The sequence below is a fragment of the Streptomyces sp. genome (assembly GCF_031181555.1).
Lineage (GTDB): Bacteria > Actinomycetota > Actinomycetes > Streptomycetales > Streptomycetaceae > Streptomyces > Streptomyces fimbriatus.
Window position 1 is genome coordinate 24215 of record NZ_JAPSKQ010000046.1, and the last position, 16491, is coordinate 40705.

The 16491-nt window shown below is 72.1% G+C and carries 10 protein-coding genes and 1 tRNA gene; all 11 read left to right on the top strand.

Translation table 11 applies throughout. The features are described from left to right. Positions 1-75: 75 nt before the first annotated feature. Positions 76-417, top strand: coding sequence for an anti-sigma factor antagonist BldG (gene bldG, locus RIM90_RS12520; RefSeq protein WP_003991900.1), 342 nt, complete (start codon positions 76-78; stop codon positions 415-417). Positions 418-528: 111 nt separating this feature from the next. Next, complete coding sequence (locus tag RIM90_RS12525) at positions 529-966, top strand: ATP-binding protein (protein WP_309060733.1); 438 nt, start codon at positions 529-531, stop codon at positions 964-966. Between the two features lie 323 nt (positions 967-1289). Then, entirely contained in the window at positions 1290-3695 is a 2406-nt protein-coding gene (locus tag RIM90_RS12530) for a sodium-translocating pyrophosphatase (RefSeq protein WP_309060734.1), read from the top strand. A gap of 189 nt (positions 3696-3884) precedes the next feature. Further along, positions 3885-4475 carry a small secreted protein gene (locus tag RIM90_RS12535; RefSeq protein ID WP_309060735.1) on the top strand — a complete coding sequence of 197 codons (591 nt, stop codon included), beginning with the start codon at positions 3885-3887 and terminating at the stop codon, positions 4473-4475. Between the two features lie 88 nt (positions 4476-4563). Next, positions 4564-6084 (top strand): class I SAM-dependent methyltransferase, encoded by a 1521-nt coding sequence (locus RIM90_RS12540; protein WP_309060736.1) that lies wholly within the window; start codon positions 4564-4566, stop codon positions 6082-6084. Positions 6085-6366: 282 nt separating this feature from the next. After that, positions 6367-6564 carry a hypothetical protein gene (locus tag RIM90_RS12545; protein WP_309060737.1) on the top strand — a complete coding sequence of 66 codons (198 nt, stop codon included), beginning with the start codon at positions 6367-6369 and terminating at the stop codon, positions 6562-6564. A gap of 245 nt (positions 6565-6809) precedes the next feature. Next, on the top strand, positions 6810-9644 hold the full coding sequence (topA, locus tag RIM90_RS12550) for a type I DNA topoisomerase (protein WP_309060738.1): 2835 nt from the start codon (positions 6810-6812) through the stop codon (positions 9642-9644). Between the two features lie 152 nt (positions 9645-9796). Further along, positions 9797-13012: a dTMP kinase gene (gene tmk / locus RIM90_RS12555; protein ID WP_309060739.1), complete on the top strand. Its 3216-nt coding sequence runs from the start codon at positions 9797-9799 to the stop codon at positions 13010-13012. Between the two features lie 379 nt (positions 13013-13391). Beyond that, positions 13392-14597 (top strand): DNA polymerase III subunit delta', encoded by a 1206-nt coding sequence (locus RIM90_RS12560; protein ID WP_309060740.1) that lies wholly within the window; start codon positions 13392-13394, stop codon positions 14595-14597. Between the two features lie 115 nt (positions 14598-14712). Further along, the gene (locus tag RIM90_RS12565) at positions 14713-16296 is read left to right on the top strand and encodes an alpha/beta hydrolase (RefSeq protein WP_309060741.1); all 1584 of its coding nucleotides are present in this window, start codon (positions 14713-14715) and stop codon (positions 16294-16296) included. Positions 16297-16415: 119 nt separating this feature from the next. Then, positions 16416-16489: transfer RNA gene (locus RIM90_RS12570), tRNA-Thr, on the top strand. Positions 16490-16491 lie beyond the last annotated feature (2 nt).

Here is a 16491-nt window from a genome sequence, read left to right on the forward strand (position 1 = left end):
GCTGGCGAACCGTCCCGGGGGCTGAGCCGAGATGCCCCAAGGGCGACCGCTCGATAGCTAGGTGCTGGAGGATCCGTGGACCTGTCCCTGTCGACCGAGACCATGGGCGATCGCACGATCGTCAGGGTCGGTGGCGAAATCGACGTATATACCGCGCCCAAGCTGCGCGAGCAGCTGGTCGAGCTGGTGAACGACGGCAGTTTCCACCTTGTCGTCGACATGGAAGGTGTGGACTTCCTCGACTCCACCGGACTCGGCGTGCTGGTCGGCGGCCTGAAGCGCGTCCGTGCCCATGAGGGCTCGCTGCGCCTGGTCTGCAACCAGGAGCGCATTCTCAAGATCTTCCGTATCACCGGCCTCACCAAGGTGTTCCCGATCCACACCTCGGTCGAGGAAGCGGTGGCGGCCACCGACTGACCAGCGGCCCCGGGCCGGCGCGCCCGGGCGGCAGAAGTGAAGCACGAGGGGGACCGGGCTCTTCGGCGGCCCGGCCCCTCCACAGCACGCCCGTAGTTGCGAGGGGGATGCATGGCCACCGTTGAGCTCCGCTTCAGCGCGCTGCCCGAGCATGTGAGGACCGCCCGGCTCGTGGCGGCGGCGGTGGCGCGCAGGGCCGGAGTGGACGAGGCCGTCCTCGACGAGGTCAGGCTCGCCGTCGGCGAGGCGTGCACACGAGCCGTGGGGCTGCACCAGAACGGCGGAATCTCGGCACCCGTGAAGGTGCTGCTGATCGAGGAGGAGAAGCAGTTCTCCATCGAGGTCGGTGACGAGGCGCCCCACGCGGTTCCCGGCGGGCGCGCGCCCGGTGACGGGCCCGGCGACGCCGACGTCGGGACCGAGGAGGACGAGATGGGCCTCGCGGTCATCAGCGGCCTCGTCGACGACGTCGAGGTGAGTGCCGGGGAGCACGGCGGGTCGATCCGCATGAGGTGGCCCACCACGCCGCCGGCCACCTTCCCGGTCTGAGCCGGCTCACCCGGACAGTGACCCTTTCGGACGAAGGGCCCCACTCGTGGGGCCCTTCGTCATGTGCGGCTGCCGGCGCCCGCGCTTACAGTGGTCTCGTGCGGTTGATCGCGTGAATTCATTCACGATCAATTGCGTCACGGAAGTGCGATCACGTGAATGCGTCAAAGGCATTACCGCTTTCGGGTTCCTGGCCGCCCGGCGATCATTGGGTGAAGAGCGAGTGCAGGCCATTTGTATTTCACGCGCTCTGTTTTGATCAGGTTCCGGTACCTACAATCCCGTCCACATCTTGAGCTCAGCCCAAGCGTCAAGGAGGACGAATGGCGGGGCTTTCCATCTCATATGAGTCGGGGCAACCCACATCCCTCGCAGCCGCCGTGCTGACCGACGACAACCGCCTGCTCGTGGTGGTCATCGGCGTCGTGGCGCTGGCGGCGCTGGTGGTCGCCGGATTCCTGGTGCGCCAGGTGCTCGCGGCCGGCGAGGGAACCGACGGCATGAAGAAGATCGCCGCAGCGGTCCAGGAGGGCGCGAACGCCTATCTGGCCCGTCAGTTGCGCACGCTCGGCGTATTCGCCGTGGTCGTGTTCTTCCTGCTCATGCTGCTGCCCGCGGACGACTGGAATCAGCGTGCCGGACGGTCGGTGTTCTTCTTGATCGGAGCGGCGTTCTCGGCGGCCACCGGCTATATCGGTATGTGGCTCGCCGTGCGCAGCAATGTGCGGGTCGCGGCGGCGGCGCGCGAAGCCACTCCGGCAAAGGGCGAGCCGGAAAAGGATCTCACCGCGGTCTCGCACAAAGCGATGAAGATCGCTTTTCGTACGGGCGGCGTCGTCGGCATGTTCACCGTCGGTCTCGGCCTGCTGGGCGCCTCCTGCGTGGTGCTGGTGTACGCGGCCGACGCGCCGAAGGTGCTCGAGGGGTTCGGTCTCGGGGCCGCGTTGATCGCGATGTTCATGCGGGTCGGCGGCGGCATCTTCACCAAGGCCGCCGACGTCGGCGCCGACCTGGTCGGCAAGGTCGAGCAGGGCATTCCGGAGGACGATCCGCGCAATGCCGCGACCATCGCCGACAATGTGGGCGACAACGTCGGCGACTGCGCGGGCATGGCGGCCGACCTCTTCGAGTCGTACGCCGTGACCCTGGTGGCCGCGCTGATCCTGGGCTCGGCGGCGTTCGGCGACGCGGGGCTCGCCTTCCCGCTGCTGGTGCCGGCGATCGGCGTCCTCACCGCGATGATCGGCATCTTCGTGGTGGCCCCGAGGCGCGCCGACCGCAGCGGCATGAGCGCGATCAACCGGGGGTTCTTCATCTCCGCGGTGATCTCGCTGGTGCTGGTCGCGATCGCGGTGTTCACCTACCTGCCGTCGTCCTACGCCGACCTCGACGGCGTCACCGACGCGGCGATCCAGGGCAAGGACGGCGATCCGCGGATCCTCGCGCTCGCCGCGGTGGCCATCGGCATCGTGCTCGCCGCACTGATCCAGCAACTCACCGGCTACTTCACCGAGACGACCCGGCGTCCGGTGAAGGACATCGGCAAGTCCTCGCTCACCGGCCCGGCCACCGTCGTCCTCGCCGGTATCTCCGTCGGTCTCGAATCCGCCGTCTACACCGCCCTGTTGATCGGCCTCGGTGTCTACGGGGCGTTCCTGCTCGGCGGTACGTCGATCATGCTGGCGCTGTTCGCGGTGGCGCTGGCCGGCACCGGCCTGCTCACCACGGTCGGTGTGATCGTCGCGATGGACACCTTCGGACCGGTCTCCGACAACGCGCAGGGCATCGCCGAGATGTCCGGGGACGTCGAGGGCGCGGGCGCCCAGGTGCTCACCAACCTGGACGCGGTCGGCAACACCACCAAGGCCATCACCAAGGGCATCGCCATCGCCACGGCGGTGCTCGCGGCGGCGGCGCTGTTCGGCTCGTACCGGGACGCCATCACCACCGGCGCGCGGGAGGTGGGCGAGACGCTCAGCGGCGAGGGCGCGCCGCTGAGTCTGATGATGGACATCTCGCAGCCGAACAACCTCGTCGGGCTCATCGCGGGCGCGGCGGTCGTCTTCCTCTTCTCGGGGCTGGCGATCAACGCGGTGTCGCGGTCGGCGGGTTCGGTGGTCTACGAGGTGCGGCGGCAGTTCCGTGAGAAGCCCGGGATCATGGACTACACGGAGAAACCGGAGTACGGCAAGGTCGTCGACATCTGCACCAAGGACGCCCTGCGCGAGCTCGCCACACCCGGTCTGCTCGCCGTGCTGGCCCCCGTCTTCATCGGGTTCACGCTCGGCGTCGGAGCCCTCGGCGCGTTCCTCGCGGGCGCGATCGGCGCGGGCACGCTGATGGCGGTCTTCCTCGCCAACTCCGGTGGCGCCTGGGACAACGCGAAGAAACTCGTCGAGGACGGGCATCACGGCGGCAAGGGCAGCGAGGCCCACGCGGCCACCGTGATCGGCGACACCGTCGGCGACCCCTTCAAGGACACCGCCGGTCCCGCGATCAACCCCCTGCTGAAGGTGATGAACCTGGTGGCGCTGCTCATCGCGCCCGCGGTCATCAAGTTCTCCTACGGCGCCGACAAGAGCGTCGGGGTGCGGGTGCTGATCGCGGTCCTCACGCTGGTGGTGATCGTCGGCGCGGTGTACGTGTCCAAGCGGCGCGGCATCGCCATGGGGGACGAGGGCAACTCCGAACCGGAACCCAAGTCGGCCGATCCGGCGGTGGTTTCCTAGGGACCGGAGGCGAGAACCGGAACAACACGCGGGCGGACGGCGCGTCTTGGCGCGGTGTCCGCCCGTTCCCTGTGAGGCCCTCCGCGTGAGCCTTCTCTCGCTTGGTGCAAATGGCTTCAAAAGTGTCTTGGCGGACGTCCGGCAGGTGGGTGTCGCCCATCTGGCGTGTATGTTCCGGGGCCGAGAGCCATGGAAGGGACCAATCCGGTGAACAAGAAGCTCGCGGCCGCACTGTCCGGCGGTGCGGTACTGGTACTGGCGCTGACGGGATGCGGCAGCGACGACGGCAACGAGAAGCTGGACGCCTGGGCGAAGGAGGTCTGCGACGCGGTGCAGCCGCAGGCCAGGAAGATCGAGTCGGCCAACGCCGCGATCCAGAAGGAGACCTCGGACAACAGCACTCCGGAGGAGGTCCAGAAGGCCGACTCGAAGGCCTTCCAGGACATGTCCGAGGCCTACAAGGCGATCGGTGCCGCTGTGAGCGGGGCCGGGGCGCCGGACGTCGAGGACGGCGAGAAGAAGCTGTCGAACGCGGTGAAGGAGCTCAACGGCATCTCCGCGTCGTACGCCTCCCTGAAGAAGCAGGTCGACGGACTCGACACCGACGACCAGGCGAAGTTCGCCGACGGTCTGAAGGACATCGCCACCGAGCTGGACAAGCTCAGCAAGAGCGGCAACGACGCCCTCAACGATCTGGAGGAGGGCGAGGTCGGCGAGGCGATGGCCCGGCAGGCCAGCTGCAAGACGGCCACCGCGTCGGCGTCGGCCGCGAAGGGCTGACGCAGCGGCAGCCGCCGCGGACGCGGGGCGGGCGCGGCGGGAGTGACCGCGGCACGCGCGGGGCGAGGGCGGCGGCCACAATGGGGGCGTGAGTAACACCGGCCTGCCGCCCCTGCCCTCGTCCGACCGTCCCGACGCCGTCGCCCGGCTGCGGGACGCGCTGCTCGAAGCCTCCTTCACCGCCGACGGACTGCTCGAACTGCTCGGCGCCCCCGCGTACGCGGCGTTGGCCCGCAGCGAGATCGTTCCCGCCCTCCGGGCGACCCGCGGGGACACGGCGCTGGAGGCGCTCGTACGTCTGTTCCTGCTGCAGCAGCCCGTGCCGCACGCGCGCGTGGCGGACGTGCTGCCCGTGGACACCTGCCTGGAGAGCGGGTGGCTGGCGCGTGCCGGCGCGGACGACCTCACCGCGACCGTGGACGTGCGGCCGTACGGCGGGCCGGCCGGTGAGGACTGGTTCATCGTCTCCGACCTGGGGTGCGCGGTCGGCGGAGCCGGGGGCATCGGCAGCCGCGACGAGGGGGTCGTCCTCGGCGTCGGCGGGGCGTCCACGACCCTGGCCGGGATCACGGTCCGTGCGCCCGTCTCCTCCGCGCTCGACCTCGGCACCGGCTCCGGCATCCAGGCGCTGCACGCCGCCCGGCACGCCACGCGCGTGACGGCCACCGACGTCAACCCGCGCGCGCTGCACATCACCGCGCTCACCCTGGCCCTCTCCGGGGCCCCGGCCGCCGATCTGCGCGAGGGGTCGCTGTTCGCGCCCGTCCGGGACGACGAGACGTACGACCTGATCGTGTCCAACCCGCCCTTCGTGATCTCGCCGGGCGCGCGGCTCACCTACCGCGACGGCGGGATGGGCGGGGACGATCTGTGCCGGACGCTCGTTCAGCAGGCGGGGGACCGCTTGAACGAGGGCGGGTTCGCGCAGTTCCTCGCCAACTGGCAGCACGTCGAGGGGGAGGACTGGCAGGACAGACTCAGGTCATGGGTGCCTCGCGGGTGCGATGCCTGGATCGTGCAGCGCGAGGTGCAGGACGTCACCCAGTACGCCGAGCTGTGGCTGCGGGACGCGGGCGACCACCGCGGGGACACGGCCGAGTACCTGGCGCGGTACGACGCGTGGCTGGACGAGTTCGAGGCGCGCAAGGTGAGGGCGGTCGGCTTCGGCTGGATCACCCTGCGCAGGTCGGGCTCCGCCGTGCCGTCGGTCACGGTCGAGGAGTGGCCGCACCCGGTCGAGCAGCCGCTCGGCGAGACGGTCCGGGCACACTTCGACCGGCTCGACTACCTGCGGGCGCACGATGACGCGGCGCTGCTCGCAGCGCGCTTCCGGCTGGCCGCCGAGGTCGTGCAGGAGCAGGTCGGGCTGCCCGGCGCCGAGGACCCCGAGCACGTCGTGCTGCGTCAGAACCGCGGGATGCGCCGGGCCACCAAGGTGGACACGATCGGCGCGGGTTTCGCGGGGGTGTGCGACGGCACGATGAGCGCGGGCCGCATCCTCGACGCCATCGCCCAGCTCCTCGGCGAGGACCCCGTGCTGCTCCGCGACCGCACGCCCGCACAGATCCGGCTGCTGGTGGAACAGGGATTCCTGGAGCCGGCCGACTGATCGGGGCGCGGGGCACCGGATGTGCGCGTGGGGCGTGGGGTGCGAGTTCGCGGTGGTGGAGAAGTGACGCGCGTGGGTCGCGGGGCCGCCGGTCCCGTCCCGCGACCGTGTCATTTCGCGTCGATCCGGAATCTCCCCGACGGGCCCCGCACAGGGCCGGCCCCGGCTCGCACCGACCCGTCGCCTCCGCGTTCACCTCCGGTTCGCCCGTGCGCCGCCCGGGCGTGGCAGCGTCACCCCCGGACCGGTACCGGCGGACGGGGGAGAGGGGCTCGCGGGACCATGGAGAGCGGACCGGCGATCTTCGCGGGGTTGGTGTTCTGCCTGTTCGGAGGCGGTCTGCTGGCCTGGACCGCGACCCGCGTACGGCAGCATCGCCCCGTCGCCCACGGTGTGAGCCCTGTCGCATCGGCCACCGTCGCCGGACTCGCCGCAGTGATCTTCCTGGCCCTCGGCGCATGGTGCCTCACCCGCCTCTGAAGAGCGGATGGACGCCTCGGTCCCGGGTAACCGGTAGATAGCGCTCCGCATAAGCGCGGGCAGGGACTGGACACTCCGGGCGGCAGGAACGGCGGTAGTCGGGTTACCGTTCGAGTGGCCGTTGCGGGCTTTTCCCGTTTGACACGGGGGCGGGATGTACCGTCACACTCCGCAGCGTCACCATGACCCGACCCCGGGGAGACCGCCTGGGGAGGCCCCAGCGTCGACCGGAGAGAAGAGCGAAGTTGTCCCCGACCAGCGAGACCGCGAAGGGCGGCCGCCGACTCGTCATCGTCGAGTCGCCTGCCAAGGCGAAGACGATCAAGGGCTATCTCGGCCCTGGCTACACCGTCGAGGCGAGCGTCGGGCACATTCGCGATCTTCCCAACGGTGCCGCGGAGGTGCCGGAGAAGTACACCGGTGAGGTCCGCCGCCTCGGTGTGGACGTCGACCACGACTTCCAGCCGATCTATGTGGTCAACGCGGACAAGCGCGCCCAGGTCAAGAAGCTCAAGGACCTGCTGAAGGAGTCCGACGAGCTCTTCCTCGCCACCGATGAGGACCGCGAGGGCGAGGCCATCGCCTGGCACCTCCAGGAGGTCCTCAAGCCGAAGATCCCGGTCAAGCGGATGGTCTTCCACGAGATCACCAAGGAAGCGATCCGCGAGGCCGTGGCCAACCCGCGCCAGCTCAACCAGAAGCTGGTCGACGCCCAGGAGACCCGCCGCATCCTCGACCGCCTCTACGGCTACGAGGTCTCGCCGGTCCTGTGGAAGAAGGTCATGCCCCGGCTGTCCGCCGGCCGCGTCCAGTCCGTCGCGACCCGGCTCGTGGTCGAGCGGGAACGCGAGCGCATGGCGTTCCGCTCCGCCGAGTACTGGGACCTGACCGGCACCTTCGCGACCGGCCGCGCCGGTGACGCCTCGGACCCGTCGTCCCTGGTCGCCCGTCTCCAGACCGTCGACGGCAGGCGGGTCGCGCAGGGCCGCGACTTCGACTCCCTGGGGCAGATCAAGAGCGCGAACACCCTCCACCTCGACGAGGCGAACGCCCGCGCCCTGGCCGCCGCCCTGGAGAACACGCGGTTCGCCGTGCGCTCCGTCGAGTCCAAGCCGTACCGCCGCTCGCCGTACGCCCCGTTCCGTACGACGACGCTGCAGCAGGAGGCCAGCCGCAAGCTCGGCTTCGGCGCGAAGGCCACCATGCAGATCGCGCAGAAGCTGTACGAGAACGGCTACATCACCTACATGCGTACGGACTCGACGACGCTGAGCGAGACGGCGATCTCCGCCGCCCGCGCCCAGGTCACGCAGCTGTACGGTTCCGACTACCTGCCCCCGCAGCCGCGCACCTACGCCGGGAAGGTCAAGAACGCGCAGGAGGCGCACGAGGCGATCCGTCCCTCGGGCGACCGTTTCCGCACGCCCGCCGAGACCGGTCTGACCGGCGACCAGTTCAAGCTGTACGAGCTGATCTGGAAGCGGACCGTCGCCTCCCAGATGAAGGACGCCACCGGCAACTCCGTCACCGTGAAGATCGGCGGCACGGCGGCCGACGGCCGGGACGTCGAGTTCAGCGCGTCCGGCAAGACGATCACCTTCCACGGCTTCCTGAAGGCCTACGTCGAGGGCGCCGACGACCCGAACGCCGAGCTCGACGACCGCGAGCGCCGGCTGCCGCAGGTCGCCGAGGGCGACGCGCTGACGGCCGAGGAGATCACGGTCGACGGCCACGCGACCAAGCCCCCGGCCCGCTACACCGAGGCCAGTCTGGTCAAGGAGCTGGAGGAGCGGGAGATCGGCCGCCCGTCGACGTACGCGTCGATCATCGGCACGATCCTCGACCGCGGCTACGTGTTCAAGAAGGGCACGGCCCTGGTGCCGTCCTTCCTCTCCTTCGCCGTGGTCAACCTCCTGGAGAAGCACTTCGGGCGGCTCGTCGACTACGACTTCACCGCCAGGATGGAGGACGACCTCGACCGCATCGCGCGCGGTGAGGCGCAGGCCGTGCCGTGGCTGAAGCGGTTCTACTTCGGCGAGGGCACGCACAACGGCGGCGCGGCCGAGGCGGGCAACGGCGACGGGGACCACCTCGGTGGCCTCAAGGAGCTGGTGACCGACCTGGGCGCGATCGACGCGCGCGAGGTGTCGTCGTTCCCGGTGGGCAACGGCATCGTGCTGCGGGTGGGGCGCTACGGCCCGTACATCGAGCGCGGCGAGAAGGACACCGAGCAGCACCAGCGCGCCGACATCCCGGCCGACCTGGCACCCGACGAGCTGACCGTCGAGCTCGCCGAGGAACTGCTCGCCAAGCCGAGCGGCGACTTCGAGCTGGGCACCGACCCGGCGACCGGCCACACGATCGTCGCCAAGGACGGCCGCTACGGCCCGTACGTCACGGAGATCCTCCCCGAGGGCACCCCGAAGACCGGCAAGAACGCGGTCAAGCCGCGCACGGCCTCGCTCTTCAAGTCGATGTCCCTGGACACGGTGACCCTCCAGGACGCCCTGAAGCTGATGTCGCTGCCGCGCGTCGTCGGCACCGACGCCGACGGCCAGGAGATCACCGCGCAGAACGGCCGCTACGGCCCGTACCTGAAGAAGGGCACGGACTCGCGGTCGCTGCAGTCCGAGGACCAGATCTTCACGATCACGCTGGAGGAGGCGCAGGCGATCTACGCCCAGCCCAAGCAGCGGGGTCGGGCGGCCGCCAAGCCGCCGCTGAAGGAACTGGGCGAGGACCCGGTCAGCGGCAAGCCGGTCGTGGTGAAGGACGGCCGCTTCGGCCCGTACGTCACCGACGGCGAGACCAACGCGACCCTGCGCTCCGGTGACAGCGTCGAGACGATCACGCCGGAACGCGGTTTCGAACTGCTCGCCGAGAAGCGGGCCAAGGCCCCCGCCAAGAAGACCGCGAAGAAGGCCACCGCCAAGAAGACGACGGCCAAGAAGGCTCCGGCGAAGAAGACGGCGGCCGCCAAGAAGACCGCGGCGAAGAAGACCACGACCGCGAAGAAGACGGCGACGGCGAAGAAGGCCACCGCCAAGAAGGCGACCGCCTCGAACGCGACGGAGGACTGAGGACCCCCCCGGGACCTCCGCCCCGGGACCTCCGCCCGGGATCTTCACCCAGGGTTCGGAATGCGAACGCCCCGGCACCACTTCGGTGCCGGGGCGTGTGCATGTCAGGCGCGTCGCCCCGTGCTGTCGGCACGGGCCGATAGGCTGAACGCATGACGCGAGCCGAGCAGCCAACGGCCCCCCAACCGGCCCCCGACGACGCCCTGGTCGCGGACTCCCGCGAGCGCGCCGTCCGCGCCCTGCTGCGCCGACCGCGGCTGAAACGGCTGTGGAGCGCGCAGCTCGTGGGCGGGGTCGGCGACGTCCTCGCCCTCCTCGTGCTGGTGCTCCTCGCCCTTCAGGCGGCGATCGCCGAGGGTTCCTTCGGCGGTGGCTACCGGGGCGTGGCGTTCGCAGTGGCGACCGTTTTCGGAGTGCGCGTCCTGGCGACCCTGCTGTTCGGTGCCGTCCTCCTCGGCCCGCTCACCGCGCTCACCTCGCAGGACGGCCCGCTGAACCGCCGCTGGACCATGGTCGGCGCGGACGGACTGCGGGCCGCACTGCTCATCGTGGCGCCGCTGTGGATCGACTGGACGCCCGACAACGCCCTGGCCGTCCTCCTCGTCACCGCCTTCGTGGCGTCGGTCGCCGAGCGCTTCTGGACCGTGTGCCGGGAGAGCGCGGCGCCCGCGCTGCTGCCCGCACCGCCCCCGGAGGGCGCGACGGTACGGCCGTTGCCCGACCACATGGACGCGCTGCGCCGCCTGTCGCTGCGCACGGGTTTCGTGGCGATACCGCTCGCGGCCGTCGCGCTCGTCGTCGCGGCCCTGTTCAACAACCTGCTGGGCACGGGGATCGACTGGTTCGCCGAGCACCAGGCGGCCCTCGCGTCGTACGTCGCGGCCGGGCTGTTCGCCGCGTCGCTGTCCGTGCTGGCCTTTCTGGAGCTGCCCGAGACGCGCACCCCCCGCGCGCGGTCGCCGCTGGAGGGGCTGCGCCGCCCGAGGACCGCCGCCGGCGCCGACAAGGGCCGCACCGGTGCGCTGCCGCTGCTGGTGCTCGCGTCCGCGTCCGTCGCCGCCGCGGTGTCGGCCGCGGTCGCCGTGTCGGTGCTGCACGCCAAGGACCTCGGCGGCGGCCCCGTGCTCTACGGCCTGCTGGTGGGCGCGCTGACCGGCGGCGTCGTCGTCGGCATCCGTACGGCACCCGCCCTGCTGCCGTCGCTGTCCCGGCGCCGGCTGCTCGCGCTGGGGCTCGCCTTCACCGGTGTCGCGCTGCTGGCCGCGGGACTGGTGCCGGACGTCACCAGCGTGCTGCTGATCATGGCGCTGGCCGGCACCGGCGCGGGCATCGCCGCCAACACCGGGCACGCGCTGCTCGACCAGGAGACCGAGGACCAGCGCCGGGCCCGTACGACGGACCACCTGCACGCGGTCGTCCGGGTCTTCGTGGCGCTCGGTGCGCTGATCGCCCCCCTGGTGGCCGCGGCCATCGGGCCGCACCGGCTGGAGAACGGCCGGTTCGTCTTCGCGCACGGCGGCGCCGCGTTCACGCTGATGCTGGTGGGCGCGCTGCTGCTGCCGGTGGCCGCGCTGGTGCTGGCCAAGGTCGACGACCGCTCCGGAGTGCCGCTGCGGCAGGACCTGCGCGACGCGCTGCTCGGCGGCGACGACCCCGAGCAGACGCCCGCCGCCTCCGGCTTCTTCATCGCCCTGGAGGGCGGCGACGGGGCCGGGAAGTCCACCCAGGCCGAGGCGCTCGCCGAGTGGATCCGGGCCAAGGGCCACGAGGTCGTGCTCACCCGGGAGCCCGGGGCGACGCCGGTCGGCAAGCGGCTGCGCTCCATCCTGCTGGACGTGTCGAGCGCCGGTCTGTCGCACCGCGCGGAGGCGCTGCTGTACGCGGCGGACCGGGCCGAGCACATCGACACCGTCGTACGGCCCGCCCTGGAGCGCGGCGCGGTCGTCATCTCCGACCGGTACATCGACTCCTCCGTGGCCTACCAGGGCGCCGGACGCGATCTGTCGCCGACCGAGATCGCCCGCATCAACCGCTGGGCGACCGACGGACTGGTCCCGCACCTGACGGTGCTGCTGGACGTGGCGCCGGAGACCGCGCGGGAACGGTTCACCGAGGCGCCGGACCGGCTGGAGTCGGAGCCCGCCGAGTTCCACGCGCGCGTGCGGGCCGGTTTCCTCACCCTGGCCGCCGCCGACCCGGGCCGGTACCTGGTGGTCGACGCCGGCCAGGAACCGGAGGCCGTCACCACGGTGATCCGGCACCGGCTGGACCAGGTGCTGCCGCTGTCCGAGGCCGAGATCCGGGCCTGCGAGGAAGCGCGCCGCAAGGCCGAGGAGGAGGCCCGCCGCAAGGCGGAGGAGGAAGCGGCCCGCAAGGCGGAGGAGGAGCGCCTGGAGCGCGAGCGCCAGGAACAGCTGGCGCGGCTGCGTGCCGAGGAGGAGGAGCGCAAGCGGCGCGAGCTGGAGGAGGCGCAGCGGCGCGAGGCGGAACGGCAGGCGGAGGAGGCCCGGCAGCGCGCCGAGGAGGCACGCCGGCGCGCCGAGGAGGAACGTCAGCGGCTCCTCGCCGAGGAGCGGGCACGCGCCGAGGAGGAGGCCCGCCGCAGGGCCGAGGAGGAGCGCCGCCGCAAGCAGGCCGAGGAGGAGGCGCGGCTGCGCGCCGAGGCCGAGGCGCTGCGCCTGGAGAAGCAGCGCAAGGCCGAGGAGGCCCTGCTGCGGGCGGAGGAGGCCCGGCGGATCGCGGAACAGGCGGCGGCCGCGGCGGAGGCGGGACCGAGGGCGACGGGCGTCCCCGAGGCCCCGGGTCCCTCCGCGCCCGGTGCTCCCGGTCCTGCGCGTCCCTCCGCGCCCCGGGCCTCCCGGTCGGCGGCCGAGGACGCGGTGACCGTGCCGACACCGGTCGTGACGCCGACGAACGCGTCGGGCGGGCCGGTGGACGAGACGGCGGTACTGCCCCGGGTGCCGGGCGAGGACGCGGGCGACGGGCAGCGGTCCGGCCGGTCCCGGGTCTCCGACTCCGAGGTGACGGCCGAGCTGCCGGTGCCGCCGGTTTCGCCGGGCGCGGCCGACGAGACGGCGGTGCTGCCTCCGGTGCGGGAGGAGAGCCGGGGGCACGCGGACCGGGTTCCGCCCGGTTACTTCCGGGACGAGCGTCCGGCGAGCGGATCCGACGGTCACGGCCTCGAGGACCGCACGCGCGAGCTGCCGCAGATCGACCCCGAGGGCACGCCCCGCCGGCGCCGGCAGCGCTCCGACTGGGCCGAGGAGACCCCGCTGGACGACCTGCCCACGCTGGCGGACGAACTGCTCGGCCCGCACGAGGACGAGCACGGCGACGAGGGCGGCCGGGGCCGGCGCCGGGGACGCTGACACGGCCTGCGGGCCGAGGCGGGATCGGACGGCCGGTCGCGGGGCGGTCCGGTCCGGCCGCGGTTCCGGCCGCGGGCCGGGTACGGGGACAGGCACGGGACGACCCGCGTCCTGCCCCGCCGATCCCGCGGCCGCGCGTCGGACCGATTCCGTCCCCGACGGATGAGGGGCCGGTGACCGGCGACCGGTGGCCGTGGGACGGCCTCGCGGGCCCGGCCCGTCTTGCCGACCCGCCCCGCCGACCCGCCCCGCCGGCCCGCCTCCGTCGGTCCGGTGGTGCCCGTCGGTCCGGTGGTGTCAGTGCCCACCCGCACAATGGATCCCGCGAGCCGAAGGCGAGCTGTGAGCTGTGGTCTGTGAACGAAGGGCGGCGTGACCCATGACCGTGTGGGACGACCTCGTCGGGCAGGAACGGGTGAGCGAGCAGCTCACCGCGGCCGCCCGGGACGCCGACGCGCTCGTCACCGCGGCGGCGGCCGACGCGCCCCCGCCCGAGACGTCCAAGATGACGCACGCCTGGCTGTTCACGGGCCCGCCCGGCGCGGGGCGCAGCCAGGCGGCGCGGGCCTTCGCCGCCGCGTTGCAGTGCGTCAGTCCCGACCGTGCGCTCGGCGGAGCCCCCGGCTGCGGGTTCTGCGACGGCTGCCACACCGCGCTGATCGGCACCCACGCCGACGTCACCACGGTCGCCGCCGTCGGCGCCCAGATCCTCGTCGACGACATGCGCGACACCGTGCGCAAGTCGTTCACCGCGCCGGCGAACGGCCGCTGGCAGGTCATCCTCGTCGAGGACGCCGAGCGGCTGAACGAGAAATCCGCCAACGCCGTCCTCAAGGCCGTCGAGGAGCCCGCCCCCCGCACGGTCTGGCTGCTGTGCGCCCCCTCCATCGAGGACGTCCTGCCGACCATCCGCTCCCGCTGCCGCCACCTCAACCTGACGACGCCCTCCGTGGACGCCGTAGCCGACATGCTCGTACGGCGCGAGGGCATCGAGCCGGACGTCGCCGCGGCGGTGGCCCGTGCCACCCAGGGCCACGTCGACCGCGCCCGCCGTCTGGCCACGGACCCGGCGGCCCGGGAGCGCCGCGCCGCCGTGCTGAAGCTGCCGCTGCGGGTCGAGGACATCGGCGGGGCGCTCAAGGCCGCCCAGGAACTCGTCGACGCCGCCGCCGAGGACGCCAAGCAGCTCGCCGAGGAGATGGACGCCAAGGAGACCGAGGAACTGAAGGCGGCGCTCGGCGCGTCCCAGGGCGGCCGGCTGCCGCGCGGCACGGCCGGCGTGGTCAAGGACCTGGAGGACATGCAGAAGCGCCGCAGAACGCGGACCCAGCGCGACAGCCTCGACGTCGCCCTGACCGACCTGACCAGCTTCTACCGCGACGTCCTCGCGCTCCAGCTCGGCTCCCGCATCGCCCTCGCCAACGCGGACTCCGAGGACGCGCTCGAGCGCCTGGCCCGCGGCAGCTCGCCGGAGTCCACGCTCCGTCGCATCGAGGCGATCGCCGCCTGCCGCAGGGCCCTCGACCGCAACGTGGCCCCGCTCCTCGCGGTGGAGGCGATGACGATGGCCCTCAGAGCGGGCTGACGAACCCCCGGCCGACGCCCGCCCCACGGCCGTCCGACGGTTGACGCCGTAACTCGTACGAGGCACGGCGTGCGCGTAGGGCACCCATTCCGTCGCGCAGAGTTACGCTCGCACCATGCACACAAGGCGCACCCTCCGTAGGACCCGCACCGCAGGCTGCCTGCTCGCCGCCGCGCTGCTGGTATCCGGCTGCTCCTCCGGGAGCACGCCGAGTACCGCCAGCTCGGCGGCGGAGGAGAGGACGACGGCGCTGGCCGCGCTGCCCCGCTCCACGCCGGCGGCGCTCACGCCGTACTACGAGCAGAAGCCGTCCTGGCGCGACTGCGGAGTCCCCGGCTTCCAGTGCGCCACGGTGAAGGCCCCGCTCGACTACGCCGATCCGTCCGCCGGCGACGTCCGTCTCGCCGTGGCCCGCAAGAAGGCCACCGGCCCGGGGAAGCGGCTGGGCTCGCTGCTGGTGAACCCCGGCGGCCCCGGCGGCTCGGCGATCGGCTACCTCCAGTCGTACGCCGGGATCGGCTACCCGGCCGGGGTGCGCGCCCGCTACGACATGGTGGCCGTCGACCCGAGGGGCGTGGCCCGCAGCGAACCCGTCGAGTGCCTGGACGGGCCCGAGATGGACGCGTACACGCAGACCGACGTCACACCGGACGACGCGAAGGAGACGGACGCGCTGGTCGCGGCGTACAAGGAGTTCGCCGAGGGCTGCGGAGCGGACGCGCCGAAGCTGCTGCGCCATGTGTCGACCGTCGAGACGGCCCGCGACATGGACATCGTGCGGGCCGCGCTGGGCGACGAGAAGCTGAACTACGTCGGCGCCTCGTACGGCACCTTCCTCGGGGCCACGTACGCCGGGCTCTTCCCGACCCGGGCGGGCCGGCTGGTGCTGGACGGCGCGATGGACCCCTCGCTGCCCGCGCGGCGGCTCAACCTCGAGCAGACGGCCGGCTTCGACACGGCGTTCACCGCCTTCGCGAAGGACTGCGTCCGGCACGGCGACTGCCCGCTCGGCGGCCGGAACACCCCTCCCGGGCAGGTCGGCAAGAACCTCAAGGCGTTCTTCACCGACCTCGACGCCCGGCCGATCCCCACCGGTGACGCCGACGGCCGCAGGCTCACCGAGTCGCTGGCGACCATCGGCGTGATCGCGGCGATGTACGACGAGGGCGCCTGGCAGCAGCTGCGCGAGGCGCTGACGGCGGCGATGAAGGAGAACGACGGCGCCGGACTCCTCCTCCTGGCCGACAGCTACTACGAACGCGACGCCGACGGCGGCTACACCAACCTGATGTTCGCCAACGCGGCCGTGAACTGCCTGGACCTCCCGCCCGCCTTCGGCTCCCCGGACGAGGTGCGGGCGGCGCTCCCCGACTTCGAGGAGGCGTCCCCGGTCTTCGGCGAGGGCTTCGCGTGGATGGCGCTGAACTGCGCGTACTGGCCGGTGCGGGCCACGGGCGAGCCGCAGCGCATCGAGGCGAAGGGCGCGGCCCCGATCGTCGTCGTCGGCACCACCCGCGACCCGGCGACCCCGTACCGCTGGGCCGAGGCCCTGGCCGGCCAGCTGTCCTCGGCCCGCCTGCTCACCTACGAGGGCGACGGCCACACCGCCTACGGCCGGGGCAGCGACTGCATCGACTCCACGATCAACGCCTATCTGCTCCGCGGTACCCCGCCCGCGGACGGAAAGCGCTGCTCATAACCGGTGCCGCCATCCCCGGAGGCGGGCGCTCCGGCCCGCCTCCGGGGCCGGTACGAAGCACCCTCGGAAACTGTGTAGACTTACCGACGTTGCCGATCGCACCATGGTGCGGGCAGCGCGCCGCCTTAGCTCAGATGGCCAGAGCAACGCACTCGTAATGCGTAGGTCTCGGGTTCGAATCCCGAAGGCGGCTCC